Origin of the sequence: Streptomyces sp. NPDC048479 (genome assembly GCF_040651435.1) — a bacterium.
Taxonomy (GTDB): Bacteria; Actinomycetota; Actinomycetes; order Streptomycetales; family Streptomycetaceae; genus Streptomyces.
Genome location: NZ_JBEZKA010000011.1, coordinates 141,163 through 166,857 on the forward strand (window position 1 = coordinate 141,163; position 25,695 = coordinate 166,857).

21 protein-coding genes and 1 pseudogene are annotated in these 25,695 nt (G+C 70.3%); 5 read left to right on the plus strand and 17 right to left on the minus strand.

What is annotated here, in order from left to right; genetic code table 11:
• Nucleotides 1–152: 152 nt before the first annotated feature.
• The 13 genes and pseudogenes from AB0D12_RS19100 to AB0D12_RS19160 form a co-directional block, all read right to left on the minus strand.
• The gene (locus AB0D12_RS19100) at nt 153–1,487 is read right to left on the minus strand and encodes a condensation domain-containing protein (protein WP_362683786.1); all 1,335 of its coding nucleotides are present in this window, start codon (nt 1,485–1,487) and stop codon (nt 153–155) included.
• A gap of 119 nt (nt 1,488–1,606) precedes the next feature.
• A complete protein-coding gene (locus tag AB0D12_RS19105) occupies nt 1,607–2,932 on the minus strand; it encodes an MFS transporter (protein WP_362683789.1) in 1,326 nt (441 codons plus the stop codon).
• Between the two features lie 697 nt (nt 2,933–3,629).
• A pseudogene (locus tag AB0D12_RS19110) lies at nt 3,630–3,746 on the minus strand (transcriptional regulator); the annotation flags it as partial.
• A gap of 182 nt (nt 3,747–3,928) precedes the next feature.
• Complete coding sequence (locus AB0D12_RS19115; protein WP_362683792.1) at nt 3,929–5,452, minus strand: aldehyde dehydrogenase family protein; 1,524 nt, start codon at nt 5,450–5,452, stop codon at nt 3,929–3,931.
• 164 nt (nt 5,453–5,616) lie between these two features.
• Nucleotides 5,617–7,179 carry a GMC family oxidoreductase N-terminal domain-containing protein gene (locus AB0D12_RS19120; protein WP_362683795.1) on the minus strand — a complete coding sequence of 521 codons (1,563 nt, stop codon included), beginning with the start codon at nt 7,177–7,179 and terminating at the stop codon, nt 5,617–5,619.
• Nucleotides 7,180–7,236: 57 nt separating this feature from the next.
• Nucleotides 7,237–8,826 (minus strand): amino acid permease, encoded by a 1,590-nt coding sequence (locus tag AB0D12_RS19125; RefSeq protein ID WP_362683798.1) that lies wholly within the window; start codon nt 8,824–8,826, stop codon nt 7,237–7,239.
• Nucleotides 8,823–10,292 (minus strand): aldehyde dehydrogenase family protein, encoded by a 1,470-nt coding sequence (locus tag AB0D12_RS19130; protein WP_362683801.1) that lies wholly within the window; start codon nt 10,290–10,292, stop codon nt 8,823–8,825. The genes AB0D12_RS19125 and AB0D12_RS19130 overlap by 4 nt, the downstream gene beginning before the upstream one ends.
• Before the next feature lie 244 nt (nt 10,293–10,536).
• Entirely contained in the window at nt 10,537–11,790 is a 1,254-nt protein-coding gene (locus tag AB0D12_RS19135) for a GAF domain-containing protein (RefSeq protein ID WP_362683804.1), read from the minus strand.
• 57 nt (nt 11,791–11,847) lie between these two features.
• Nucleotides 11,848–12,429, minus strand: a complete 582-nt coding sequence (locus tag AB0D12_RS19140; protein ID WP_362683807.1) for a peptidoglycan recognition family protein — start codon at nt 12,427–12,429, stop codon at nt 11,848–11,850.
• Between the two features lie 22 nt (nt 12,430–12,451).
• Complete coding sequence (locus AB0D12_RS19145) at nt 12,452–12,661, minus strand: hypothetical protein (RefSeq protein ID WP_362683810.1); 210 nt, start codon at nt 12,659–12,661, stop codon at nt 12,452–12,454.
• 173 nt (nt 12,662–12,834) lie between these two features.
• Entirely contained in the window at nt 12,835–14,220 is a 1,386-nt protein-coding gene (locus AB0D12_RS19150; protein ID WP_362683813.1) for an esterase-like activity of phytase family protein, read from the minus strand.
• A 121-nt stretch (nt 14,221–14,341) separates the two neighbouring features.
• On the minus strand, nt 14,342–15,625 hold the full coding sequence (locus tag AB0D12_RS19155) for an SWF or SNF family helicase (protein WP_362683816.1): 1,284 nt from the start codon (nt 15,623–15,625) through the stop codon (nt 14,342–14,344).
• Complete coding sequence (locus AB0D12_RS19160; protein ID WP_362684091.1) at nt 15,622–18,471, minus strand: DEAD/DEAH box helicase; 2,850 nt, start codon at nt 18,469–18,471, stop codon at nt 15,622–15,624. The genes AB0D12_RS19155 and AB0D12_RS19160 overlap by 4 nt, the downstream gene beginning before the upstream one ends.
• A 356-nt stretch (nt 18,472–18,827) precedes the next feature.
• Here AB0D12_RS19160 and AB0D12_RS19165 point away from each other — a divergent pair, with 356 nt between their 5' ends.
• The 3 genes from AB0D12_RS19165 to AB0D12_RS19175 all read left to right on the plus strand — a co-directional run bounded on the left by AB0D12_RS19165 (nt 18,828) and on the right by AB0D12_RS19175 (nt 20,753).
• A complete protein-coding gene (locus tag AB0D12_RS19165) occupies nt 18,828–19,916 on the plus strand; it encodes an acyl-CoA desaturase (RefSeq protein ID WP_362683819.1) in 1,089 nt (362 codons plus the stop codon).
• Between the two features lie 68 nt (nt 19,917–19,984).
• Entirely contained in the window at nt 19,985–20,167 is a 183-nt protein-coding gene (locus tag AB0D12_RS19170) for a hypothetical protein (protein WP_108154099.1), read from the plus strand.
• Nucleotides 20,168–20,237: 70 nt separating this feature from the next.
• Nucleotides 20,238–20,753, plus strand: a complete 516-nt coding sequence (locus AB0D12_RS19175; protein ID WP_362683822.1) for an MOSC domain-containing protein — start codon at nt 20,238–20,240, stop codon at nt 20,751–20,753.
• A gap of 78 nt (nt 20,754–20,831) precedes the next feature.
• On the opposite strand, the gene AB0D12_RS19180 is transcribed toward AB0D12_RS19175, so the two are convergent.
• The 3 genes from AB0D12_RS19180 to AB0D12_RS19190 all read right to left on the minus strand — a co-directional run bounded on the left by AB0D12_RS19180 (nt 20,832) and on the right by AB0D12_RS19190 (nt 23,088).
• Nucleotides 20,832–21,680, minus strand: coding sequence for a hypothetical protein (locus tag AB0D12_RS19180; RefSeq protein WP_362683825.1), 849 nt, complete (start codon nt 21,678–21,680; stop codon nt 20,832–20,834).
• 464 nt (nt 21,681–22,144) lie between these two features.
• The gene (locus AB0D12_RS19185; protein ID WP_362684094.1) at nt 22,145–22,450 is read right to left on the minus strand and encodes a hypothetical protein; all 306 of its coding nucleotides are present in this window, start codon (nt 22,448–22,450) and stop codon (nt 22,145–22,147) included.
• Nucleotides 22,451–22,557: 107 nt separating this feature from the next.
• On the minus strand, nt 22,558–23,088 hold the full coding sequence (locus AB0D12_RS19190; protein WP_362683828.1) for a PadR family transcriptional regulator: 531 nt from the start codon (nt 23,086–23,088) through the stop codon (nt 22,558–22,560).
• 116 nt (nt 23,089–23,204) lie between these two features.
• On the opposite strand from AB0D12_RS19190, the gene AB0D12_RS19195 reads away from it, so the two are divergent.
• Nucleotides 23,205–23,981 (plus strand): alpha/beta hydrolase, encoded by a 777-nt coding sequence (locus AB0D12_RS19195; RefSeq protein WP_362683831.1) that lies wholly within the window; start codon nt 23,205–23,207, stop codon nt 23,979–23,981.
• A gap of 18 nt (nt 23,982–23,999) precedes the next feature.
• Here the strand turns inward: AB0D12_RS19195 and AB0D12_RS19200 are convergent, their stop codons facing one another.
• Nucleotides 24,000–24,599: a class I SAM-dependent methyltransferase gene (locus AB0D12_RS19200; protein WP_362683834.1), complete on the minus strand. Its 600-nt coding sequence runs from the start codon at nt 24,597–24,599 to the stop codon at nt 24,000–24,002.
• Between the two features lie 149 nt (nt 24,600–24,748).
• Between AB0D12_RS19200 and AB0D12_RS19205 the strand changes: the two genes are divergently transcribed.
• Entirely contained in the window at nt 24,749–25,666 is a 918-nt protein-coding gene (locus AB0D12_RS19205; RefSeq protein WP_362683837.1) for an MHYT domain-containing protein, read from the plus strand.
• Nucleotides 25,667–25,695: the final 29 nt, after the last annotated feature.

Below are 25,695 nucleotides of genomic sequence, written 5' to 3' on the forward strand. Positions count from 1 at the left end.
GGGTTCGCAGGCCGGTCCGCGGATCGCGCGGTCCTGCCGTGCTGTGCTCGGTGGCTTCGGGACGGTTCTGTGGCCAGGTGGCTTGAGGGGTGTGCGGTGCGTCAGCCGTGTACGGCTCGGCGCTGTGTCGTTTCGGTGTGCAACTGCGGCGTTCAGCCGACGGTGACGTCGGCTCGCTCCGGGGCGGGCAGGGCCGCGCAGAAGGCGCCGAACCCGTCTTCGGCGGTGTGGTCGTCGAGCACGTGGCGGTCCCACACCATGCGGATGTGGAGTTCCGGCCCGTGAATGACGGACACGGCGAACGGGGCGCGCACGTGCCGGCCGTCGATGTGGACCTCGCGGCCCACCACTCCGCCCAGGCTCAGCGGCGGACGGCGACGGGCGTCGTCGACGGTCAGCAGGCCGTCCAGTCGGCCCGACCACAGGGACCCGGCCGACCGGGCGGCGTGCACGACTTCGTCGAAGGGGGTGTCCGCCCGGTCGAGGTCGCCCCACCAGTCGGTGGCCGTCGCCTCCGCGCCGAAAGGGTCGTCACCGCTCGGGCCGCCGGGGGCGTCATCGGTCCCGGCGGGGAAAACAACGGTGTTGAGGAAGCAGCCGACCACCGGCGCCGCGGCGGCCGGGCGGCCGCCCCACGGGTACCCGATCGGTGACACATGACCGGCTCCGTACAGGACGCGGGCCGTTGCCAGGCAGGCGTCGAGCAGCGCGGGGAACGGTGCGCCGGCGGCCGGGGCGGGCAGCCGCAGTTCGGCCGCGCCGCTGGGCAGCGTGCCGGGGGCGGGAGCCTGCGGCACGGGCAGCGCAGCGCGTTCGCGCACGTCGCGCAGCCGCCCGCCCCAGTACTCCAGCGCGGCGGCCGACCCCGCGCGCTGCTCGGCCTCGAGCTGCATCTGAACCGCTTCCCGGTAGGCGGCCAGTTCCGCGGCCGCGTCGGCGGGCGCGAGTTCTCCGGGGCCGGTCCCGTGGCGGTAGGCGCTGCTCAGCTCCTCGACGATGCGCGCCAGCGACTGGCCGTCGCAGGCGGTGTGGTCCAGTACGACCGCGAGTACCTCTTCCTCGGCATCCGGTCCGTCCTCGGCCAGGTAGAGCCGCAGCGGTGAGCCCTGCGCGGTCCAGGCGCTCAGGGCTCGACGCATGGTGGTGGCCGCGTCCTCGCCGGGCGCGCGAACGGGGCGTTCCACCGGTACGTCCGGCTCCGCCAGGCGAAGCGCGGGGGTGCCGCGGAGCACCTCCGGGTGGGCGCGCAGCACCGGGTGCCGGGCGGCCAGATGGTTCGCGGCCGCTCGCAGCCGTACCGGATCCACGGTGCCCCGGGGGAAGGCGAAGAACATCGGGACGATGTCCGGCCGTCCGGCGGGGTCCAGGGAACGCACCAGGACGAAGCGCCGCTGAGCTCCGGTGACAGGCAGCAGATCATTTTCCCTGCTGTCGGCGGCCATGCGTTGGTAGCGAGCCAGGTACTGGCCCGTGATGCTGAGGTGCACGTTGTCCTCTCTGTCGTGTCCGTCATGGCCGCGCGTCGGACGCCGCGTCATGCCGCTCGGGCGGGACGGCAGCAAGAAATGACCGTCAGTCAGGCCGGAGCTGCAACGGGGGCTGCGAGTCAGCCGACGGCGAGGGTCTCGGGGTGGCCGCCGGTGTCGTGCTTGGCCGGGTCTCCCGGGTCTTGCGTGTCGTCCGGACCGGCCGGCAGATCGCGCATGCGGCGCAGAGGGGAGAGCAGCAACGGCAGCGGTACGAAGAGGAAGCCGATCGCGCAGGCCCAGAGTGCGGCGCGCGGGTCGAAGGCGCCCGCGACGGCGCCGCCCACGACCGCGCCGAGCGGCAGGGTGCCCCACACAAGGAAGCGCAGTGTGGCGTTCATCCGGCCGAGCAGGCGGGGCGGGCAGAGCGTCTGACGGAAACTGACCTGGGCGACGTTGTAGACAACAGCGCCGAAGGAGACTACGCCGGAGCCGATGGCGAACAGGGCGGCGGTGGCTCCCCGTCCGGACAGCGGCCACAACAGTGCGAACGGCCCGGTTGCCAGCGCGGAGAGCCAGATGATGCGGGCCTGCCCGAGGCGGCCGGCGAGCGTGGCGGCGCTCAGTGCACCGACGAGTCCGCCCACGGCGGACGCGGAGAGCATCAGACCGATGGCGACCGGCTGCAGGCCGATCACCCGTACCAGGAAGATGGTCTGAGTGGCCATCAGCATCGCGGTGAAGAAGTTGCCGAGGCCGGTCGTTGCGGCGATGACCCGCAGCAAAGGGTGGCCGAGGACGAACCGGAGGCCTTCCCCGATGTCCTTGCGCAGGGACGCGCCCGGAACAGGCTCGGGCCGGCTCTCGGGCGGCCGCTTCATAGCCAGCAGGAAAAGCGCGGACACGGCGTAGCCGATCGCGTCGGCCACGATCGCCAGATGGGCCCCGAGTACCTGTACGAGTCCGCCGCCGATCCCCGGGCCGGCGACGTGGGCCGACGAGCGGACCGTCTCCAATGCCCCGTTGCCCGCCATCAGCCGCTCCTTGGGCAGCAGTTCGGGCAGGTAGCTCTGATGGGCCACGTCGAAGAAGACGGTTGCCGCTCCGGTGACCAGAGCGACGACGTACAGCTGCGCCATCGTCAGTACGTCGGCGACTGCGGCCAGCGGGACGCTCGCCATGGCCAGGGCGCGCACCGCATCGGACCGGATCATCAGCGGGAGTTTCCGCATCCGGTCGACCCAGGCGCCCGCAGGCAGCCCTATCAGGAGGAACGCGGCGGTCTCGGCAGCCGTGAGCAGTCCCACCTGAAACGCGGGTGCCTTCAGCACGAGAACCGCCACCAGAGGCAGCGCGACCAGAGTGACCTGGGCGCCGACTTGACCGGCCGCGGCGCCGGCGAGCAGGAGACGGAAGTCGCGCATACGCAGCAGACCGCTGGATGCGACGGGGGGTGAGGGGGACATGAACCAGACCTTCACCGTCGGTCCGATCAACAGTCAAAACACAAAGGACACTTTCGGTCGTTTCTCATGCGGTATCACCGCCGGATCGGCAAATCTTCCGCTAGAACGGGGCAACTTCCGGATGAATGACACACGCAAAGGCTTCGCGGCAAGAAGATCCGCGCAGCGCTCGCCCGGCAGGCCTCGGCCGATCTCGTACATGGCGACACGAATCGCACCTCTGACCGAAAATAGTCGTCCGCTCACCCTCGGTGTCCGAGGTGCCGACTCCAGCCGCTATAGGCGGTTCGTCCATGCGAGGTAGGTCGGTCTCTGGAACGGCGTCGGTTCAGCGAGTAGTGGCCTCCATCGGTAGGCCGATGATCTGCAGCGTGCCGTCGCCACTACCGCCCCGGATCCGGGGCGCGGGTGAGCGTTGACGGTGTGGGCGGGTGGGGTGAGGGCCTTCCAGCGGGGCCAAGAGCACCGACCGCGACGGCAGGTCAGGGGTGGGCAGGAAACGCAGGAGGCCGTCCTGGCCGGGGGAGTGCTGGTCGCGCAGGGCGATCAGCGAGCACACCCTCATGCCGGCGGAGTCGCCCGGCTGCTGCGGTGGCCCAGATGGCTGTCGCCCGGACTGCGTAGCCCTGGCGCCTTCGGCGCGGCATGGACGACGCAATCCGGGCGCCGGCGAGTGCCTGAGTGCCTGAGTGCCCAGCACGGTGAGCACGTCGCAGTCCAGCGTCAGGGGCCCACGTGCGGATGGTCGATGGTCGATGGTCTTGGGCGCGGCCTCATGACGGCCCATGGCCCCGGAGTCTCACAGCTCAGCGAAGAGGTGGACCCCGCTGCCGTTCCGGCGTCACCGCAGGTAAAGAGTGGGCCGGAAGTGCTGGTCAGGAGCGAGACGGGAGTGCGAGGAACTGGCGGGTACGACGCAAAGCGAGCTCAGGCTTGATCGGGTCGAGCGGCGCCTGACGGGCAAAAGCCCAGGTCAGGCGCCTTCTCTTGTGGCCTCTAGAAGAAGCCGAGCTTCTTCGGCGAGTACGACACCAGCAGGTTTTTCGTCTGCTGGTAGTGGTCCAGCATCATCCGGTGGTTCTCGCGGCCGATCCCCGACTGCTTGTAGCCGCCGAACGCCGCGTGCGCCGGATAGGCGTGGTAGCAGTTCGTCCAGACCCGGCCCGCCTGGATGGCGCGCCCCGCCCGGTAGGCGGTGTTGATGTCCCGGGTCCACACGCCCGCGCCGAGCCCGTACAGCGTGTCGTTCGCCGTTTTGATCGCATCGTCGAAGTCCGAGAAGGACGTGACAGCGACGACCGGGCCGAAGATCTCCTCCTGGAAGACCCGCATACGGTTGTCACCCTCGAAGATCGTCGGCTGCACGTAGTAACCGCCCGACAACTCGCCCTCGTACTCGATACGTTGACCCCCCGTCAGGACCTTCGCGCCTTCCTGCTGACCGATGTCCAGATACGAAAGGATCTTCTGAAGCTGGTCGTTGGAGGCCTGGGCGCCGATCATCGTGTCGGTGTCCAGCGGGTGGCCGGGCACGATCTTCTCGGTGCGTGCGATGCCCGCCTCCAGGAATTCGCTGTAGTGCCCGCGCTGGATCAGCGCACGCGACGGACACGTGCACACCTCGCCCTGGTTGAGGGCGAACATGGTGAAGCCCTCGAGTGCCTTGTCGCGGAAGTCGTCGTCCGCCGCCCATACGTCGTCGAAGAAGATGTTCGGCGACTTGCCGCCGAGTTCCAGCGTGACCGGTTTGATGTTCTCGGAGGCGTACTGCATGATCAGCCGCCCCGTCGTGGTCTCGCCGGTAAACGCGATCTTCGCGACGCGCGGGCTGGAGGCGAGCGGCTTGCCGGCTTCCACGCCGAAGCCGTTGACGATATTGACGACGCCCGGCGGCAGCAGATCGGCGACCAGGCTCAGCCAGAAGTGGATGGACGCCGGGGTCTGCTCGGCCGGCTTCAGTACCACCGCGTTGCCCGCCGCCAGCGCGGGCGCCAGCTTCCAGGTCGCCATCAGGATCGGGAAGTTCCACGGAATGATCTGTCCCACGACGCCGAGCGGCTCATGGAAGTGGTACGCGATGGTGTCGTCGTCGACCTCGCTCAGCGAGCCCTCCTGGGCGCGCAGAACCCCTGCGAAGTAGCGGAAGTGGTCGATGGCGAGCGGGATGTCCGCGGCCAGGGTCTCCCGTACCGGCTTGCCGTTCTCCCAGCTCTCGGCGACCGCGAGCTGCTCGAGGTTCGCCTCCATCCGGTCGGCAATCTTGTTGAGGATCCCCGCGCGTGCCTCGGCGGAGGTGCGGCCCCAGGCGGGCGCGGCGGAGTGCGCCGCGTCGAGGGCGCGTTCGACGTCCTCGGCGGTGCCGCGGGCGACCTCGGTGAAGGGACGGCCGTTGACCGGGCTCGGGTTCTCGAAGTACTGGCCGCCGGCCGGTGGGACGTACTCGCCGCCGATCCAGTGGTCGTAGCGGGACTGGTACGAGACGATCGCGCCGTCGCTGCCCGGCGCTGCATATCGGGTCATCTCCATGGCCTCCCGGTGAGGGTGCCGCCCGCCTTTGGACGGCGCTCGCCGTGAGGCTAGGAGCCCGGACGTTGCAAGCAGGTTGCGGATCGGACCGAAGGATCGGACCGAGGATCAGAGCCAGGGTTCGGACGGAGGGCTCGCAGCGACGGTTCAGCCTGGTGTCAGGTCGCCTTGATCATGTCGGCACACTTCTCGCCGATCATCATCGTGGTGATGCACGGATTGACCGTAGGCAGGAACGGCATCACGGACGCGTCGGCCACCCGCAGCCCGCTGACGCCCTTGACCCGCAGTTGCGGATCGAGCGGCGAGTCGGCGTCGTCCGCCGCGCCCATCCGCACAGTGCCCGCCGGGTGGTAGACGGTGTTGTGCGTCTCGCGGATATAGCTGAACAGCTCCTCGTCGGACTGCAGCGCAGGGCCCGGAGCGAGCTCGGTGCCCGCCCACTCCGCCATCGGCGCCTTCGAGACGATCTGACGGGCGAGCCGCAGACCGTACGTCATGACCCGGATGTCGTGCTCGTGCGTGAAGTACCGCGGGTCGACCTTCGGCTTGTCCCGGAAGTCGCGGGTGCGCAGCCGCACCGTACCCATGGACCGGGCCCGGGTGACGTTCGGGGTGAGACAGAAGGCGTTGTCGGACGTCGGGTATCCGCGGCGATAGGTGTTCAGGTCGAACGGCACCGAGCCGTAGTGGAACATCAGGTCCGGCCGGTCCAGGCCTGGTTCGGTGTCCGCGAGGATGCCGATCTCCCACCACTGCGTGGAGGAGGTGACCATGGGCTGCTTCGCCTCCCACATGATCACGCCCTCCGGATGGTCCTGCAGACGCGAGCCGACGCCGGGCGAGTCCACCTGCACGTCAACTCCGCAGTCCCGCAGATGGTCCGCCGGTCCGATACCCGAGAGCATCAGCAGCTTCGGAGAGTCGATGGCCCCGCAGGAGACGATCACTTCGCGGCGCGCCATGACCGCGCCACTGTGAATCGTGTCGGGCTCCAGGTACTCCACGCCGGTGCAGCGCCGATCTCCGTTGAGCACCAGCCGCTTGGCCTGCACATCGGTACGTACCTCCAGGTTCGGCCGCTTGCCGAGGATGGGGTGCAGATACGACACCGACGCGGACGAACGGATGCCGTCGGGACGGCAGTTGATCTGGAACCAGTGTGCGCCGCGCATCATTGTGACGCCGGTGTTGAACGGGGTCGTGGGGATGTCCGCAGCCGCGCAGGCGGCCAGCAGTGCCGTTCCGCACGGGTCGTTCGGCGGGACGGTACGGATGATGACAGGGCCCGAGCGGCCGTGGTGCTCCCCGGGTGCGTCATTGGTCTCCAGGCGCTGGTAGAGCGGGAAGCAGTCCTTGGCGCTCCAGCCCGTACAGCCCATCGAACCCCACTCGTCGAGGTCCTCGGCCGGCGCCCAGAAGGCGATGCAGGAGTTGTGCGAGGAGCAGCCACCGAGCACCTTGGCGCGGGCGTGCCGCAGAAAGCTGTTGCCGTTCTCCTGCGGCTCCACCGGGTAGTCCCAGTCGTAACAGGAGTCCAGCAGAGCCATCCACCGGTCGAGCCGGAGGATGCTGTCGTCGCCGACGTCCGACGGACCGGCCTCCAGTACACAGACGCTCACGTCCGGGTCCTCGGTCAGTCGCGCGGCGATGACGGCGCCGGCCGTGCCGCCGCCGACCACCACATAGTCGAACTCGTGGAGGAGGCTGTCTGCAGGCATCGCATCTCCAGGGTCGGTGGGACAGAAGGACCGAGGGAATCTCCAGGATCGGGGGAGTCAGGAGTTGGCGGCGGCCGGCGGTTCGTCCGCGAGCACGGCGCGGTGCTCGGCGAGCACGCCCGTACGGTGCCGCTGGACGAACCAGTAGTAGGCGAAGCCGCCGAGGGCGACCACGCCGACGAAGAGGAACGCGCCCCAGCGCAGATACCAGTGCTGCGGTCCGGTCGCGTTGTAGACCTCGGCGCGCGGCCAGGCGAGGTTGAGCGACATGGCCGCGCCCCACAGCACCGCGAGGATGTTGACGGGCAGCCCGAACCTGCCGAGGGAGAACTTGCCTTCGGCGGGCTGCCACTTGCCGCGCAGACGCCGGGCCAGCATCGGGGCGGTGACCAGCAGATAGGCCACGTAGATCATGATGATGGCGATGCTGGTGATCACCGAGAAGATCTGTGGCTGGTTGATGTTGATGACCAGGATGAAAACACCCACCACACCGATCACCACGGCGGGCACCACCGGTGTCTTGAAGCGTGGGCTGACCCGCGCGAGCAGCGAACCCGCCGGCAGGTTGTTGTCCCGGGCCATCGCGAACATCAGCCGGATGCCCGCGGCCTGCACGGCAAGTGTGCAGACCGTGATCGCGACGACCACGCACCACAGCACGATCTCGCCGATCGTGGAGCCGAGCGTCACCAGCACGACGTACTGCAGACCTTCCGTGGAGAGCTGCTTCGCGAACAGGTTCGGCACGGCCATCAGGGCGAAGAGCAGGATCAGCCCGCCGATGATGAAGGACGCGATGAGGGCCCGCAGGATGGCGCGGGGCGCGTTGCGGCTCGGATCGTGCGACTCCTCGCCGAGCGACGATGCCGTGTCGAAGCCGTACATCACATACGCGGAGGCCAGCGAGGCGGTCAGGAACGCGCCGAAGTATCCGAGGGGCTGGCCGCTGCCGAGTCCGTAGGTCTCGGTCAGGACGGTGCTGGGGCCACGGGTGATGTGTGCCGCGAGAAGGATGATCAGGGCGACGGCGGCGATCAGCTCGATGAATACGCCCGCCGAGTTGATGGTCGCCATGAGTTTGACGCCGAAGGCGTTTACCAGGGTGGAGAAGAGGATGAGCACCGTGCCGAGGAGAACGGCGTTGGCGGCCGCATCGGTCTTGCCGCTGCCATCACCCACGAACTGGAACCAGTCGTCGATGCGCGGCAGTGTGATCTGGTAGGCGAGGACCACCGCGGAGAGCGTCACCATGGTGGCCGTCATCATCATCCAGCCACCGAGCCAGCCGATGTGCGGACCGCCCATGCTCTTGGCCCAGTTGTAGACGGACCCGGCCACCGGGTAGCGGGCGGCGAGCTCGCAGAAGCACAGGGCCACCATCAGCTGGCCGACGAAGACCATCGGCCAGGACCACCAGTACGCGGGGCCGCCGAAGGCGACACCGAAGTAGAACAGCTGGAAGGTGCCGGTCAGGATGGAGATGTAGCTGATCCCGGCGGCGAAGGTGTGGAAGTTGCCGAGGGTGCGCTTCAGCTCCGGGCGGTAGCCGAGCTCGCCGAGCGCGTCGTCATCGTGCTGGCTCTGCGTCCTGGCGGCGCCGGCCGGGCCGACGGGGTCCGGCGCGCCGCCGGTCTCCGCACTCATTCGAACCACCTCTGCGGACGCGGCGCGAGGTTGCGCCAGACGTGCTTCGCCTCACGGTATTCGGCCAGTCCCGTGGGACCCAGTTCGCGGCCGAAACCGGACTGCTTCATACCGCCCCACTCCGCCTGGGGCACGTACGGATGGAAGTCGTTGATCCATACGGTTCCGGCGCGCAACCGCGAGGCCACCCGGTGCGACCGGTCGACGTCCTGCGACCAGACCGCTCCGGCCAGCCCGTAGACCGTGTCGTTGGCGAGCGCGACCGCCTCCTCCTCGTCGCGGAACCGTTCGACGGTGAGTACCGGGCCGAACGACTCCTCGCGCACCACGGACATGCCCGGTGCGCACTCGTCCAGCACGGTCGGCAGATAGTAGAAGCCCTCCCGCAGCGCGGGATCCTTGGGCCGCGCTCCGCCGCAGCGGAGCACCGCGCCCTCGGCCAGTCCTGCCGCGACATACGCCTCGACCTTCTTGCGGTGCTCGGCGGAGATCAGCGGCCCGGTGCGGGCGTTCTCGTCGAACGGGCCACCGAGCCGGATCTCCTGGGCCTTGGCCACCACCGTGTCGACGAACCTGTCGTGCAGCTCGTCCTCGACCAACAGCCGCGCCCCGGCCGAGCAGACCTGGCCGGAGTGCAGGAAAACCGCCATCAGGGCGTAGTCGACCGCCGCGTCGAAGTCGGCGTCGGCGAAGACGATGTTCGGGTTCTTGCCGCCCAGTTCCAGCGCGATCTTCTTCACGGTGGGGGCGGCGGCCGCCATGATGCGGCGGCCGGTGGCAAGACCGCCGGTGAACGACACCAGGTCGACCCGCGGATCCTCACTGAGTGGCGCGCCCACCGCGGGCCCAGCGCCCAGCACCAGGTTGGCGACCCCGTCCGGCAGCCCGGCCTCGGCCAGCAACCGCATCAGGATGATGGCGGTGTGCGGGGTCAGCTCGCTGGGCTTGAGCACGAAGGTGTTGCCCGCGCCGAGCGCCGGGGCGACCTTCCAGGAGGTCTGCAGCAGCGGGTAGTTCCATGGGGTGATCAGTGCGCACACGCCGACCGGTTCGTGCACCACTCTGCTGTCCGCTTCGGGGTTGCCGGTCTCGACAATCCGGTCGCTGCCGCCCGCGGCCGTCAGATTGCCGAAGTAGCGGAAGCAGTTCGTGATGTCGTCCATGTCGTACTCGCTCTCCACGAGCCGCTTCCCGGTGTCCAGGGATTCGGCGCGGGCGAGTGCGTCCTTGTCGCGTTGCAGGAGATCGGCGACGCGCAGCAGCAGCCGGCCGCGCTCCGCGGCCGGAGTGCCGGGCCACGGTCCGCGGTCGAAGGCGTCACGGGCCGCGGCGATCGCCGCCGCGGCGTCTTTCGGCCCCGCCTCGTCGATGGTCGCGACGAGGGTGCCGTCCGCGGGGCAGCGGATGTCACGAACCTGCCCGTCGACCGCGGCGGTCCACTTACCGCCGATGAACAGCTCCGGCATGGGGGCTCCCTCCGGTTCGGATGGGCGGGCGCCGGACAGGGGCCCGGCCGGGTCATGCCCTGTGGCGCTCCACCACATGACACTGCTCCACCACATGACACTAAGGAGATCGGCCCGTGATCGCAGTGCGGGAGCCGTCATCCGGTGGTGAAATGTCGAAGCCTTCATCCGCTGGTGAAAGGGGGACGGAAGGGTCACTGTCCGTGTGTTCGAATGTCGGCCGGGTTGTGCCCTGCGGCAGCGGTCAGGAGCCCTGCCAGCCGTCGAGTTCTTGTACGCGCGCGAGCGCTGACGGACGCTGCCGTACGGGCAGTACGGAGGCAAGCGCCCGCCATACCGCGAGGTCGTCCTCACCCCACGGGCTGTACGCCCAGTCCGCCAGCAGCCCCGGATCGCCGCGGGCGATCAGTGCCGCACGCAGCTGGTCCTCCAGACGGCGCCGCAGCCGTGCCACCGCGGGAGCCTGCGAGGCGGGCAGGAGGGGACCCGCGTAGGCGCTCAGTGCCCCGGTCACCGCCCCCGAGGCCAGCCGGCGCGCCACAGTGCCGAAGTCCGCGTCGACCGGCACGGCCAGCCGGTACGGGCGCGAGCGCAGCAGCTCAGGACCCAGCAGGCCGCGCAGCCGGGAGAGCTCGGCCCGCAGCGTGACCGGGGTGACCGACTCGTCCTCGTACAGCTCCACCAGCAGCTCGTCGCCGCCGATACCTTCCGGGCGCCGGGCCAGCACCACCAGGATCTCGCTGTGCCGGCGGCTCAGCCGCACCTTGCGCCCGCCCGCCACCAGCAGTGCCTCGTCCCGTCCCAGTGCCGAAAGCCGCATACGGTCGGCCGCGGGCGGCGGGGCAAGCAGCGCAAGCTGCGACTCGGCGGCCCGCGCCACGGCCCCGACGAACGCCAGACTGTGCGGATGCGCCAGCCGGTCGCCGCCGGTGATGTCCACCGCGCCCAGCACCCGCCCGGAGGCCGGGTCGTGGATGGGGGCCGCGGCACACGTCCAGGCCTGCACCGGCCGTCGGAAGTGCTCGGCGGCGAAGACCTGGACGGGCTGGTCCACCGTGATCGCCGTGCCCGGGGCGTTCGTCCCGGCGACCGCCTCGGCCCAGCGGGCGCCCGGCACGAAGTTCATCCGGCCCGCCATCCGGCGGGTGGCCGAAGGCCCTTCGACCCACAGCAGCCGGCCCTGCGCGTCGCAGACCGCGACCAGATGTTCGCCGTCCCTCGCGTACGCGCCCATCAGCTCCCGGACCAGCGGCATCACCCGCGCCAGCGGATGGCTCTCGCGGTACGCCCCCAGATCGTCGGCGTCCAGCTCGACTCCGGCCGTACCCTCCGGGCTGACATGCGCGCGGGCCGAACGCCGCCAGGACTCGGCCACCACGGAACGCACCGGCCGCTCGACCCGGCCCGCCGTCAGATACGCGTCGTACGCCCGGCTGAGCGCGGCGAGCCGCTCCGTCGGATCCGCGCCGGACTCCAGGGCCACCCATGCGTCGCTCAACTCGGCCTCCCGCGCCCATCGTGACCCCATCCGCGAGGACCGACAAGCGTCCCCGCATCAGACGAAGTTGACCAGCTCGATGTAGCGCCCCCAGTCCCACAGCGGACCGGGGTCGGTGTGCGTGGCGCCCGGCACCTCGCAGTGGCCGATGATGTGTGCCCGGTCCTTGGGGATCCCGTGGCGATCGCAGACCGAGGCGGTGAGCGCCGCCGACTGCTCGTACATCGCCCGCGTGAAGTACTTCGGCTGGTCCACCCAGCCCTCGTGCTCGATGCCGACGCTGCGGGTGTTGTAGTCCCAGTTGCCGGCGTGCCAGGCGACGTCGCGCTCCCCTACACACTGCGCGACACAGCCGTCCGCGGAGCGGACCACATAGTGCGCGGAGACCCGCTTCGCCGGGTTCTGGAAGACCCTGAGGGTGTCGGTGAAACCCAACTGAGTGACATGGATGACCACATACTCGACGGGATACTCCGAAGGGCGGTCGGACGCTGTGCAGTTGGCGGTCGAGGCCGGCGCCCAGCGGGCCGGCGGATAGTCGGTGCCGGCCCTGGCTGCGGCATGTGCGCGGGCGGCGGGCAGCAGTACACCGGTGGCGGCCGCGGCGGCGGCGCCCCGGAGCAGTCCTCTGCGGTTCACGGGACTCTCCTGGCGGGGGGTTTCAGTGGCGGGGCAGTAAGGCGGCGACCTCCCGCAGATGACGGTGGAGGCCGCCATGAGGATCTCCCGCCGGCAGCCACTCTTTGCGGATCTCGGCGACACAGGGGCAGTTGGTGTCGCGGACATGGGCGAGCGGAGCCTCGCCCGCCGGTGTGATCAGCTGGTACGCGTCGAGCCGGGACAGCCCGTAGTCGCGGGCCGGCCACTGCACCAGGTCCAGGCGCCCGCCCGAAGGGAAGCGGCGACGGCGGCCGCGGGCGCCATCGCCGTGCTGCTGTGGAAGATAACCTCACGAGCTACGGGCTGCGGCCCATGTTGACGGAGGATGGCCGCATCAACTGCCGTTGATATGAACGGCAGTTGATGATCGATGCCAGCAGGTCGTCAGCCGCGCAGCGGCCGCGGCAGCCGGACGTACGTCACCGTCGTCTCGATGCCACTGTCCACCAGGCGTCCCTGCGCGTCGAAGGCCTCGGGCCCGTCGGTCATCCCGAAATCGTTGTCGTTGATGAGCGCGAGCGTGTCGCGGCCCACCAGCGCGATGCCCTCGACCTTGCCGGGCACGCCCGCGACCTTGCCGGGCACGCCCGCGACCTTGCCGAAGTCGACGACCAGGCTCTTGCGGAGCACGGGCACGCCCGCCGCCGAGGGGTCCTCGAGCTGCTCGTACGACGGGGAGGTCGCCGCGTCGTCCCACGCACCGCCCAGGATGCCGCCGCCGCGTGGCAGGGTGACCCGGTGCAGCCGGGACGTCTTGTCGGTGCGCTCCTGCACAAGGAGGCTGTCGCCGCCGATTGCCACCACCGAGGAGATCTTGAGTTCCGAGGTGTCGTCCTCGCTCGGGTCGACCACGTCCACCGCGTCGAAGCGGTAGGCGTACTCCGCCGTCACGGCGCGCTTCCTCGGCGAGAATCGCAGCAGCCGCGCGTTGCGCGACGTTTCGCCCGCATGCGCGTCCGGCACGGACAGCGGGCTCTGCACCGCCAGCACCAGGTCGCCGCCCGGGAGTTGGGTCAGTCCCTCGAAGCCGCGGTTGGTCTTGCGCTGGAGCAGGATGCCGGGCAGAGCCTCCACGACCGGATAGCCGGCGCCTGTCAGCTTCAGCCCCTCGGGCACGTACCGCGCCAGAACCCTGCCGCGGGCGGAGACATGCACGAGGGACGGACCGTACTCGTCGGCGAGCCAGAAGCTGCCGTCCGCAGCGCGCACGATGCCCTCGGTGTCGAGGCCATTGGGGTCGTACGAGAGCGGGGTCTTCGCGTCGTACGTGTACGGGGCCTCGTCGCGCGAGGCCTGGTTCGACAGCCCGGTGACCGGCCTGCCGGACGGCGTGGTGAGCGGGATCGCCGTGATCACCTGCACCTGATCTCCGGACACCCGCACCTTCACGATCGCCGGATCGAACCCGGGGACGGGGAAGGTGCGGCGCTTCTTGCCGTCCACCTTGATCTGGCCGTTGGGCCCGCGGTCGGTCACCGTCCAGAACTCGCCCTTGCGGCCTGCCGGGTAGAGGTCGCTGCCGATCCCGCCGAGGTCGACGCCGCGGTCGTCGGCGACCGTGCCGGGCAGCAGTGCGTTGCTGAACCGCCCCAGCGGGATGTCCCCGAGAGTCGCTGTCGCCACCACGCGCGGAGCCCGCTGCTCGCCGCCGTCATGACCCGGCACGCCCGTGGCGGTGCCCGCCACGGCGATCGCCGCGAGCAGAGCGATCGGCAGCCCCACGGCGAAGGAACGGCGAACGGTGCGCTGCTGGTGCGCGTGCGGGGACATCGGGCCTCCTGGCCAACAGATCATCTGACAGTGGCCAGGCTGAGTGCTCCTCCCGAACGCGATGAGACGGCCGGATGAACACCGCCTGGCGCACTGTCAACACGCGTGCGACACGGCTCGTTCAGCCCGTCTCGCCCAGCACCTCCGCCAGCGCCGCCGCCGGATCGTGGTCCGCGGGACCGGCCGGGGCCCAGCGGCCGCGCTCCTTGCGGAACGGCCACCAGCGGCCGTCACGGCCCACGCGCAACTGCGCCTCCGCCCCCACCACCGTCCAGCGGCCCGAGCCGCCCGCCCGCAACTGCGGCCGTTCCGCCTCCTCCCAAGCGTCGGAGAGCTGTGCCCGCGCCCGTGCAAGCACCTCCGCCTCCGGCGTCCACTCCTCCTCGAGTACCGAGAGGGCGGCCGCACCGCCGTACCGCCAGGCGCGCACGGCCAGGTCCAGCTCGGCGCGCTGCCGGTCCGTGCCCGCGGCGAGACGTCCCGCGACCGCCGGTCCCGGCGCAGCGGCGGACAGTCGTACTGCGTCCTGATCCAGTGTCAACTCCGCTTTAAACGGCTGCTGTTCATGACCGGGTGAGAGAGCCTCCGACAGCAGTCGGTGCGCCCGCGCCGCCGCATCCGAGGCCAGGAACTCCAGCGCCGCTGCGTCGATACCGGGCGCCGGAGCGGTCTCCGTGTCCAGCGTGGCCGGCTGCCCGGGCTCGTCGGGCAGCGGCGGAGGAGCCGGCAGCGGCGGCAGGATGTCCCGCGCCGCGAATGCCTCGTCGGCCCGCACACCTTCGGGCGTCCGTGCCTGGCCGGCCTCCTGCTCCGGCTCCGCCCCGGCCGCCCGCGCCACACTCCGTATCTGCAGCTCGTCAAGGAGACGACGCTCCCCTCGCCCCCGCATCAGCAGCAGCACGAACGGATCCTGGTCAAGGAGCCGCGCCAGCTGGTAGCAGAGGGCCGCCGTGTGCGGGCAGTGGTCCCATGCCTCACAGCTGCACTCGGGCTCCAGGTCGCCGATGCCGGGAAGCAGTTCGACCCCGGCGGCCGCCGCGTCCTCCACCAGATGCGGCGGCATCTCCCGGTCGAGCAGCGCGGCGATATGCCCCGCCCGGTCGACCGCCATGTTCAGGAAGCGGTCCCACTCCTCCTCGCTCAGCTCCTGCAGCAGCACATCGCTGCGCTGCGCGGTGCCGTCCCGGTCCCGTACGACGGCGGTGATCCGCCCGGGACGTACCGACACCGCACCGACCGCACCCTCACGCGCGTGCCTGCGGCCCTTCTTCAGCTGCTCGCCGTCGAGCGCCGTGTCCTCCAGCGCTTTGAGCCACGCCTGGCCCCACCAGGTCTCTGCGAAACCCCGGCCGTGCGCCGGCGGCAGCGCGTCGAACGTGCGCTCCATCTCGTCCCTGCCGCTCATCGGCCGCCCCCTCGCAGCTCCACCAGATCCGCCAGCTCGGCGTCGGTCAGTTCCGTCAGAGCGGCCTCGCCGGAGCCGAGGACCGCGTCCGCCAACTCCCGTTTGCGCGCTAGCATGTCGGCGATCCGGTCCTCGATGGTGCCCTCCGCGATCAGCCGGTGGACCTGCACGGGACGGTGCTGACCGATGCGGTGGGCACGGTCGGTGGCCTGCGCCTCGACGGCGGGGTTCCACCAGCGGTCGTAGTGCACGACATGTTCGGCCCGGGTGAGGTTCAGCCCGGTGCCCGCCGCCTTCAACGACAGCAGGAAGACGGGCACTTCACCGTCCTGGAAGCGGTTCACCATCGCCTCGCGCTCGGCGATCGGCGTGCCCCCGTGCAGGAACTGCGTGCGTACGCCGCGTGCCGCCAGATGCTGCTCGAGCAGCCGCGCCATCTGCACGTACTGGGTGAACACCAGCACGCTCGCGTCCTCGGCCAGGATGGTGTCGAGGAGTTCGTCCAGCAGCTCCACCTTGCCGGAGCGGCCGGCGATCCGCGGCGGCGCCTCCTTGAGGCTCTGCTCCTTCAAGTACTGCGCCGGGTGGTTGCAGATCTGCTTGAGCGCGGTGAGCAGCTTCACCACCAGACCGCGCCGTTCCATGCCACCGGCCTCCGAGATCGCGGCGAGGGTCTCCCGTACGACGGCCTCGTACAGACCGGTCTGTTCCTTGGTCAGTGACACGGCCCGGTCGGTCTCGGTCTTGGGTGGAAGCTCGGGCGCGATACCCGGGTCGGACTTGCGCCGGCGCAGTAGGAACGGCCTTACCAGCGCGGCCAGTCGCCGGGCCGCGGCCGGATCGTTGCCGCCCTCCACCGCCTGCGCATAGCGCGTACGGAAGGTGCCGAGCTTCCCGAGCAGCCCAGGCGTCGTCCAGTCGAGGATCGCCCACAGCTCGGACAGGTTGTTCTCCACCGGCGTGCCGCTGAGCGCGACGCGTGCCTTCGCACCGATGGTGCGCAGTTGCTTGGCGGTGGCGGAGTACGGATTCTTGACATGCTGCGCCTCGTCGGCGACGACCATGCCCCAGGACACCTGGCCGAGTTTCTCGGCGTCCAGCCGCATCGTGCCGTATGTGGTGAGCACGAACTCCCCGTCCGCCAGGGCGTCGAGACCGCGCGAAGCGCCGTGGAAGCGGCGTACGGGTGTGCCGGGCGCGAATCTCTCGATTTCGCGCTGCCAGTTGCCCATCAGGGACGTCGGGCAGACGACGAGCGTGGGGCCCGCTGCCGATGCGTCGGTCTGCCGGTGCAGATGCAGCGAGATGAGCGTGATCGTCTTGCCGAGTCCCATGTCGTCGGCGAGACAGCCGCCGAGGCCGAGTGAGGTCATACGGTTCAGCCAGTTGAGGCCGCGCAGCTGGTAGTCGCGCAGGGTCGCGGCGAGCGCCGCGGGCTGTCCGATCTCCTGCTGTCCGCCCTCGGGATCGGCGAGCCGGTCGCGCAGCCGCGCCAGCCATCCGGAAGCCTGTACGTCGATGCGGCGGCCGTCGACCTCGGTCTTGCCGGTCAGTACGGCGCCGAGCGCGTCGACCGGAGTCAGCTTGCGGTCCTGGCTCTCGCGGGCGCGCCGGGCCTCCTCCGGATCGATGAGCACCCACTGGTCGCGCAGGCGGACGACGGGGCGGTTCGCTTCGGCGAGCCGGTCCAGTTCCACCCGGGTGAGCTGCTGATCGCCCAGCGCGAACCACCAGTTGAAGGCAAGTAGCGCGCCCGCAGACAGAAAGGACGGCAGCCCGGAATCGTCATTCTGCGGAGCCTTGCCGTCTTCCTGTCCGGGTCCGGGCTCCTCGGGCGGGCCGATCACGGCGCGTGCGGTGAGCTTGCGCGCCATCTCCTTCGGCCAGTGCACCTGGACGCCGGTCGCCGCCAGCGCCCTGGCCGCCTCGCCGAGCAGTTCGGTGACCTCCTCGTCGGCGAGCTCGATCGCGTCCGGCACGGCGGCATGGAGCAGGGGAGTGAGCGGCGTCCAGGCGCGGGCGGCGCGACGCAGCGCGAGCAGGGCGTCCATCCGGGCGCGCGGCCCGAACGCCGCATCCGGGCGGGCTGCCCCGGCCCATACCTCGGCGGCGTCGGCGACGAGCGTCGGATCGCTGACGCGGTGCATCTGCAGGACGGCACGGAAGACGGGCCCCGCGCCCTCCGCGTCCGCCTGCGCAAGACCCGGCAGCTCGATGCGCAGGGAGAGCCGTACACCCGCGTCATGGCCCGCGGCGACGTCCGCCGCCCAGGCACGTTGGTCGGGAAGGTGCTGCGGCTCGTGCGCCGCGAAGGCCGGACCGCCTGCCGCGATCGCGGCCGCCGGCGTGCGCGGCAGACCGTCAGCGACCGCGTCGAGGAACGCGCGCAGCAGTCGCTCCGGCTCCGGAAGCAGCAGAGGATCGGCTGCCTCGTCCAGCGGCACGCAGTGCGCGGCGGGCGGCATCGAGGCCGCGAGCGTACGGACCCGCTCCAGGTCCTGGGGCGTCAGCGGCCCGAGCCGCCAGGCGTCGTGATCGGTGGCGGTGAGCCCCGGCAACAGCAGCCCGCGTGCGGCGAGTTGGAGGGCGAGGATGGTCGCCGCGCCCCAGAAGGCCGTCGCCGGCGAGGCGTTCGCCGAGGCGCGGGCCCTGGTCAGGACCGGCAGCGCGACCCGTACGGGCAGCAGCAGTGCCGATACGGCATGCGGGCGGGCGTCGTCCGCGACCACGGTGAGCGGCTCGACGGGACCGGGCGCGGCCGGGAGTCCGTCGCCGTCGGGACGCCAGAAGGCGATGCGGCCGGCGCGGGCCGGGTTCCCGGGTACGAAGACCGCACAGCAGCGGATGAGTTCTTCGAGGTCGAGGTCGAGGTCGAGGTCGAGGTCGGGTTCGGGTTCGGTGGTCGGAGAGAGCGTTGCCGCGGGGAGCCTGTGCACAGCGATGACGCATTCCTCAAATTTGACTACTGCGGACCGGAGTCGCCGAGGGTACTCCACTCAGCGCCGGGGACGGATGCGACAAGACGGTGACCTGTCCCACACATGCGGGCCGTGGTGCAGCCAGCACCACCTCTCGCCACGGGCTGGCCCCAACTGTGTCCGGGTGGTGGCGCCATGGTCGTCAAGGGTCACTGATCCGTACGTTTTCTCAGGTCAGCGCAGTGAGCGCAGCCAGCTCACGGCCCAACAGACCGGAGACCGCCATGCCCGAGGCCACCGCCACCCTTGTGGCCCCCGCATCCGCGCCGCCCACCTCCGGCGCGGGTGGCAGCGCCGGGAGCGAATTCGCGCCGCTCCTGCGGACCGTCAAGGAGCAGGCCCTCCTGGAGCGCCGCACCGGCTGGTACGTCCGCGGCATCACGGTGAATCTCCTCGGCCTCACGGCCGTGATCGCCGGTATGGCCCTGCTCGGTGGCTCCTGGTGGGTGCTGCTGCTCGCACCGCTGCTGGGCGTCCTGTCCGCCCGTACCGCCTTCTTCGGCCACGACGCCGGACATGCCCAGATCACCGGCGACCGCCGCAAGAGCCGGATCATCCAGCTCCTCCACGCCAATCTGCTCCTCGGCATGAGCCAGGAATGGTGGAACGACAAGCACAACCGGCACCACGCCAACCCCAACCACATCGAGAAGGACCCGGATGTCGCGGCCGACATCCTGGTCTTCACGCAGAAGCAGGCCAAGGGCCGCGCCGGATTCCGTGGCCGGCTCACCCGCCACCAGGCCTGGCTGTTCTTCCCGCTCACCACCCTCGAAGGCATCGCCCTCAAGGTCTACGGATTCCGGGCCGTCCTCTCCAAGGAGGCGGGCGCCCGCCAGACCACCCGCGAGCGCGCCGTCGAGGGCCTGCTGCTCCTCGCCCATGCCGCCGCGTATGTCACCTTGCTGCTGACCACCATGTCCCTGGGCCACGCCGTCGTCTTCGCGCTCCTCCACCAGATGCTTCTCGGCCTCCACCTCGGCATGGCCTTCGCGCCGAACCACAAAGGGATGGAGATGCCCGACGAGGAGAGTGGTCAGCGCTGGGGCCATCTGCGCCGCCAGGTCCTCACCTCCCGCAACATCCGTGGCGGGCCGGTGACGGACTGGTTCCTCGGCGGCCTGAACTACCAGATCGAGCACCACCTCTTCCCGAGCATGCCCCGCCCCCACCTGCGGCTCGCCCAGCCGCTGGTGCGCGCCCACTGCCGCTCGCTCGGCGTCGCGTACGCCGAGACCGGTCTCATCGACTCGTACCGGCAGGCACTGACTCACATGCATGAGGTCGGCGAACCGCTGCGCGCCGACGCATAGTGGAACCGTGGGGCGTGCGCGCGCGTTCTCACCGCAGGAGCGGCCACGGCCGCGAAGGAGGCGTCGAGATGTCGACACGTACAAAGATCGTGATAGGGGGAGTGGCCGTAGGCCTGCTCCTGTGGCCGCTGATCGGATTCTGGTTGTCGCTGCTGGTGGTGCTGGGTGTGCCCGCGGTGGCGTATCTGACGCTCGACCCCAGCCAGCGCCGCAGGCTCCGCCGTATCTCCCGCAAGGAGATCGGACGCTGACCCGAGGCTCCCTGACCGTGCCGGTATAGGGTCGGAAGCGATCACCGGCACGGGAGAGGGGCTTCGCTCCATGAGCTCAGCAGTCGCGAAGGTCAGCAGCAACGGCGACAGCATCACGTTGCTGGCCGGGCTGGGGGTGGAGGGGGACGTCCACGCGGGGCTGACGGTCAAGCATCGCTCCCGGATCGCGCAGGACCCCACTCGGCCGAATCTGCGCCAGGTCCACCTCATCCACCAGGAGCTGTTCGAGGAGGTGCGGGCGGCCGGTTTCGAGGTCGGCCCCGGTGACCTCGGCGAAAACATCACCACCAGCGGCATCGATCTCCTCGCGCTGCCCACCGGCACGGTGCTGCGGCTCGGCGAGGAAGCGGTTGTGGAGGTCACCGGCCTGCGCAATCCGTGTCTGCAGATCGACACCTTCCAGGACGGCCTGCTCAAGCAGGTCGTCGGCCGTGACGAAGCGGGTGACATCGTGCACAAGGCCGGGATCATGAGCATCGTCAGGGCGGGCGGAGTGGTCAAGCCCGGAGACACGATAGCCGTCGAGCTGCCGGACGGACCGCACCGGCCGCTCGAACGGGTCTAGAGCTCGATCGACTGGCTCACATCGACGGGGAAGGGGGCTCGCGATCCTTCGCTGATCGCTGATCCTGATCGCCGGGGCTCAGGCCGGGCGTACGGCGATCTTGTCGAGCGACTCCAGCAGTCCCGGCAGCTGGAGTCCGCGACCCACCGGCAGCACCTCGCGCGGCTCCTCGTCCAGCAGAACGAACGCGATGTCGTCGGTCCTGGCGACCATGGACCAGCCAGGGCCGTCGGCGCGCAGCGTCCGCGCCCCGCCCGGGGCGAAGCTGGAGCGGACCCGCCCGGCCGGCGGGGCCGATTCCACGTAGGCGTGGGCTTCCTTCAGTGCTCGCCGCACACCCTCATGAGTCTCTTTCGGCTCGCTCGCGGGAGCGTCTGACGTCTTCGAGGTGTCCGATGTGTCTGACACATCCGAGGTGTGCTGCCTGCCGAACGCTTCGTCGTCGCCGATCTGTTGCCGCCACTCCGCCCACTGGAGCGCGACTTCGTCCGCCCCGAGCCGCCGCTGTGCCGGCCCCCAGGAGTCGGTGTCGGGCGGCGCCAGCGGTGGCCGGTCGCCTTCCTCGGGCGCCGGATCGTGCGGCGCGGGCACGCCCGGCGCGGCGACCGCGACAGCCAGCGGCCAGCCGGGCAGCGCGACGACCACCGTGCGCTCGCCGGGCGACAGGTCGTACTCCATGCCGCAGTCCCAGGAGGCGATCGCGACCGCGACGAGCGACACATCGTCGACCACGACCGTCCACCGGGCGCCCTCGGAGTCCTGGCCGAGCACGAGCCCGTACCCGTCGGCGTACGGCTCGAGGCCCAGCACCGCGCACGCCGCCGGGAAGTCGTCGCCGAGCACACTCGGGAACTGCGCCGGCGTCAGCAGCACCGCGGTCAGCACATAGAGCGCGTCCTCGTCGATGGCATCGTCCGTCCCGGCCACAGCACCCTCCCCCATCCGATCGTTCGTCGGCGCACCTTAACCAGTGGGTAACCCGGACGTCGAGAGTTCACGGCACGAAAGTGGTTCGGCCTGTTCCGCACCGGGGTCCTGGCATCGCCCCATGGCCGGATCCACGTCCCACTTCATCTGCCTGCCCTGCCGGGCTTCCTTCAAGAAGGCACCCGACTACCTCAGGGCCCGCACCGATCTCTGCCCGCGGTGCGGCGGCCCGTTGCTGAACGCGGGCTCCGCTCTCGCCGTGCCGCGCCGCCGGGACGTAGCAGGCTGGCGGGCGCTGTCGACCGTGCTCGGCGCGGGCCTGCGCTTCCGGCAGGGCTGCTGCGGCGGCCCCGGCTACCGGCCGCGGACCCTGCGCGAGGTCAAGGAACGGCTCGACCATGCCGAGCGCACGGGGCTGAGCCCGGCCGAGGCCCTCGCCCGCTACGACCTGTCGGGTTCCGATGTCAGGCGGCGGGCAGGCCGAGGAGACTACGCGCCACGGTCTGCGGAGACTCGTCCCGCTCGCGGGCGAGGGCGATGACCGCGCGGCAGGCCAGTTCGCTGACGCCGAAGGAGAGCGCCTCCGGGGACACCCAGGTCACCGCCTCGTCGATCTGCTCCTGATCGTCGTCCGCGCACCCGGACACATAGACCGCCGCGGCCTCGAATATGTTGTGCTGCCGCGCCGGAGGTCGTGCGACCGGTGCTTCGTCCGGGCGGTACGCGAGGAACTTGCGGAGCCTGCGGAGTCTGCTGAACACCCGGACCACCTTCCTCCAGGGCGGCGGCTGCCGCCGATCTTTCAAGTCTTGCATCCCTGCGCGAAGTTGGACCTGCGGCGACCGCAAGGGGAACGGCGCGTGCTGCGCGCCCGGCGTCAGCGCCCCTGGGCAAGGGAGCGGATCGTGGTCCGCAACCACTTCAGCTCCGCCTCACTGGTGGCGCGGGCGATCGTGAGTATGCCGCGGCGGAACGGATCGTCCAACTCCTCGGCACGCAGGGGACGTTCACCCTCGTAGAAGAAGCTGGCCGGCTCCTCCAGAAACTCCAGCCGCCGCCGCAGTACCGTCGCCTGCGCCTCGGTGTCCTCGAGGTGCCGCAGGAATGCGAGCAGGGTGAACCACCGGTTCTCGTCGGTGATTTCGCTCTGCGCCGGCTCTGCGAGCCGACGCCGCAGCTCACGCCGCCCGTCGGCGGTGAGGCTCAGGACATGGCGGGGCGCGGCGACCGATCCGGGCTGGGTCTCGCGCGCGAGCAGACCTGACTTCTCGAGCCGTTTGATCGCGGGATACAGCGTGCTCTCGGCGACCGGCCGCACATGCCCGGTCAGTGCGGTGATGCGTTTGCGCAGTTCATAGCCGTGGAGCGGGGCGTCACAGAGAAAACCGAGGATAGCGAGCTCGAGCATGCCTGCATTCTGCCGCAAGAGCGGTGTACATCGGTAGCGCAATACATCGACGCCGAGGTATGTTGCACACGGAACAGACGGAAGAGCACGGCATCGACGAGCAGGGGAGAGCGACAGTGCGACAGGCCCGATTCGACGCGCAGGGCAGCCTCATTCGCTGGACGGAGGCGGCGGGCGAGGGGCCGCCGAGGGTATTTGTGCACGGGCTCGGCGCGGCTTCGTCGGCGTACTACACGCATATCGCCGCCCACCCGGCACTGACCGGCCGCCGCTCGCTCTTCGTCGATCTGCCCGGACACGGCCTCAGCGACCGGCCGGCGGACTTCGGCTACACGCTGGAGGACCACGCGGCCGCGCTCGCCGCCGCACTCGACGCGGCCGGTGTGCGCGGCGCAGAGCTCGTCGGGCACAGCATGGGAGGTGCTGTCGCCATCGTGCTCGCGTACCGTCGCCCGGATCTGGTGGCGCGGATGGTGGTCACGGAGGGCAATCTCGACCCGAACCCGCCGGTGACGGCGGGCAGCAGCGGAATCGCCACATACGGCGAGGAGGAGTTCGTCCACGGCGGCGGATTCGCGCGCGTACTCGAGCGGGTCGGTCCTGTCTGGTCGGCGACCATGCGCCTGGCGGACCCGCTCGGCCTGTACCGCAGTGCGACGGGACTGATGAGCGGTACGCGCCCCACGATGCGCCGGATGCTCATGGAGCTGCCGGTGGACCGCACATACCTGCAGGGCGCGCGCAGCGGTGAACTACCTGGTCACGAGGAGCTGGTGGCCTGTGGAGTACGAGTGCTGACCGTCCCGGATGCCGGTCACAACGTCATGTTCGACAATTCGGCGGCGTTCGTACGAGCGGTAGCCGACGGCTCAGTCCTGACGGTTCAGTCCTGACGGTTCAGCTCTGACGGCTCAGTCCTGACGGACCGCCAGGGCCAGGAAGCGGGCGTCCTCGTCCACGTACGAGGTCATCCGCCAGCCCGAACCGGCCAGCAGCGGGCGGAGACTGGACTCGGCGCGCAGGTCATCCTCGGTGATCTGCCGGCCCTGGCGGGCAGCGAGGGCCGCCCTGCCGATGGGGTGGAACAGTGCGAGCCTGCCGCCTGGTCGTACGACCCGTGCCAACTCCCGCAGATTCACGTCCGGTTGTGGAAGGTGGGCGATGAGGCCCGCAGCAAACACGGCGTCGAGCGACTCGTCGCGCAGCGGCAGCCGGGCCACATCGGCGAGCAGCAGCAGTCCGCTGCTCCGGCGCCCCGCGCGTACCGCTGTCTCCAGCATCGCGGGTGTCAGATCGGCCCCGAGCACCGTGCCCTGCGCTCCCACGGCGGACCGCAGGGGAGCAAGGGCGCGGCCGGTGCCGCAGCCTGCGTCGAGCACGGCGTCGCCGGGACGCAGCCCCAGCTCGGCGACGGCGGCGGTGTAAGCCGGACCGTCGTCGGGGAAGCGCGCGTCCCAGTCGGCGGCGCGGGCGCTGAAGAACCCCTGCACATGTGTGTGGTCGTCGGCCATGAGGACATGATCCCTCAGTGCCTGGGCGACCGGCGGTGCACATGTTCGAGCGCGGCACGATCGTTCAGAAACATCTCTCTGTCATATTCCATCAGCTTTCGAAATGCGCCCTCAGCGCGCGCCCCCTCCGGGTCTAGCGTCCATGAGCCATGGGACACCTGGACCACGCTGCATTCGGTTTGCTGACCCCCGTGCTGTCGTACGCGATGGCCGTCATCGGCGCCGCCCTCGGGCTGCGCTGCACCGTACGCGCGCTCGGCATGAGCGGCCGCTCCCGCCGCAACTGGCTCATCACCGCCGCGTCCGCGATCGGCACCGGCATCTGGACGATGCACTTCGTCGCGATGCTCGGTTTCGCCGTCACCGGCACCGACATCCACTACAACGTGCCGCTGACCATCCTCAGCCTGCTCGTCGCCATGCTCGTCGTCGGCGCCGGCGTCTTCTGCGTCGGTTTCGGGCGTGATCGCGTCACAGCACTGCTGATCGGCGGCCTCACCACGGGGCTCGGCGTGGCCAGCATGCACTACCTGGGCATGGCCGCCCTGCGGCTGCACGGCTCGGTCCACTACGACCCGCTGCTCGTCGCGCTCTCCGTCGTCATCGCCGTGGTCGCCGCGACCGCGGCCCTGTGGGCGGCGCTCAACATCAAGTCACCGGTCGCGGTCGCCGTCGCCTCGCTCGTCATGGGAGCGGCGGTCAGCAGCATGCACTACACCGGAATGCTCGCGGTCAGCGTGCGGGTCGCCCCTTCCGGTGGCGAACTGCCCGGGGCCGCGGCGATGCAGTTCATCTTCCCCCTCGCCGTCGGCCTCGGGTCGTACCTCTTCGTCACCGCCGCCTTCGTCGCGCTCTCCCCGACAGCACGCGAGCACGCCGCCTATACCTCGGCCGGGCGGCCGATCACATCCGACCCCGACCCCGACCCCGCCACCGCCACCGACCCCGCCACCGCCACCGCCACCGCCACCGCCACCGCCACCGACCCCGCATCCGCCCCTGCCCCTGCGGCCGAACCCTCAAGCACCAACGGTCCCCCGAGCACCACCACGACCGCCACCGCCTAGCAGGCCCGGCTGCCGCCGCACCCCCAGCC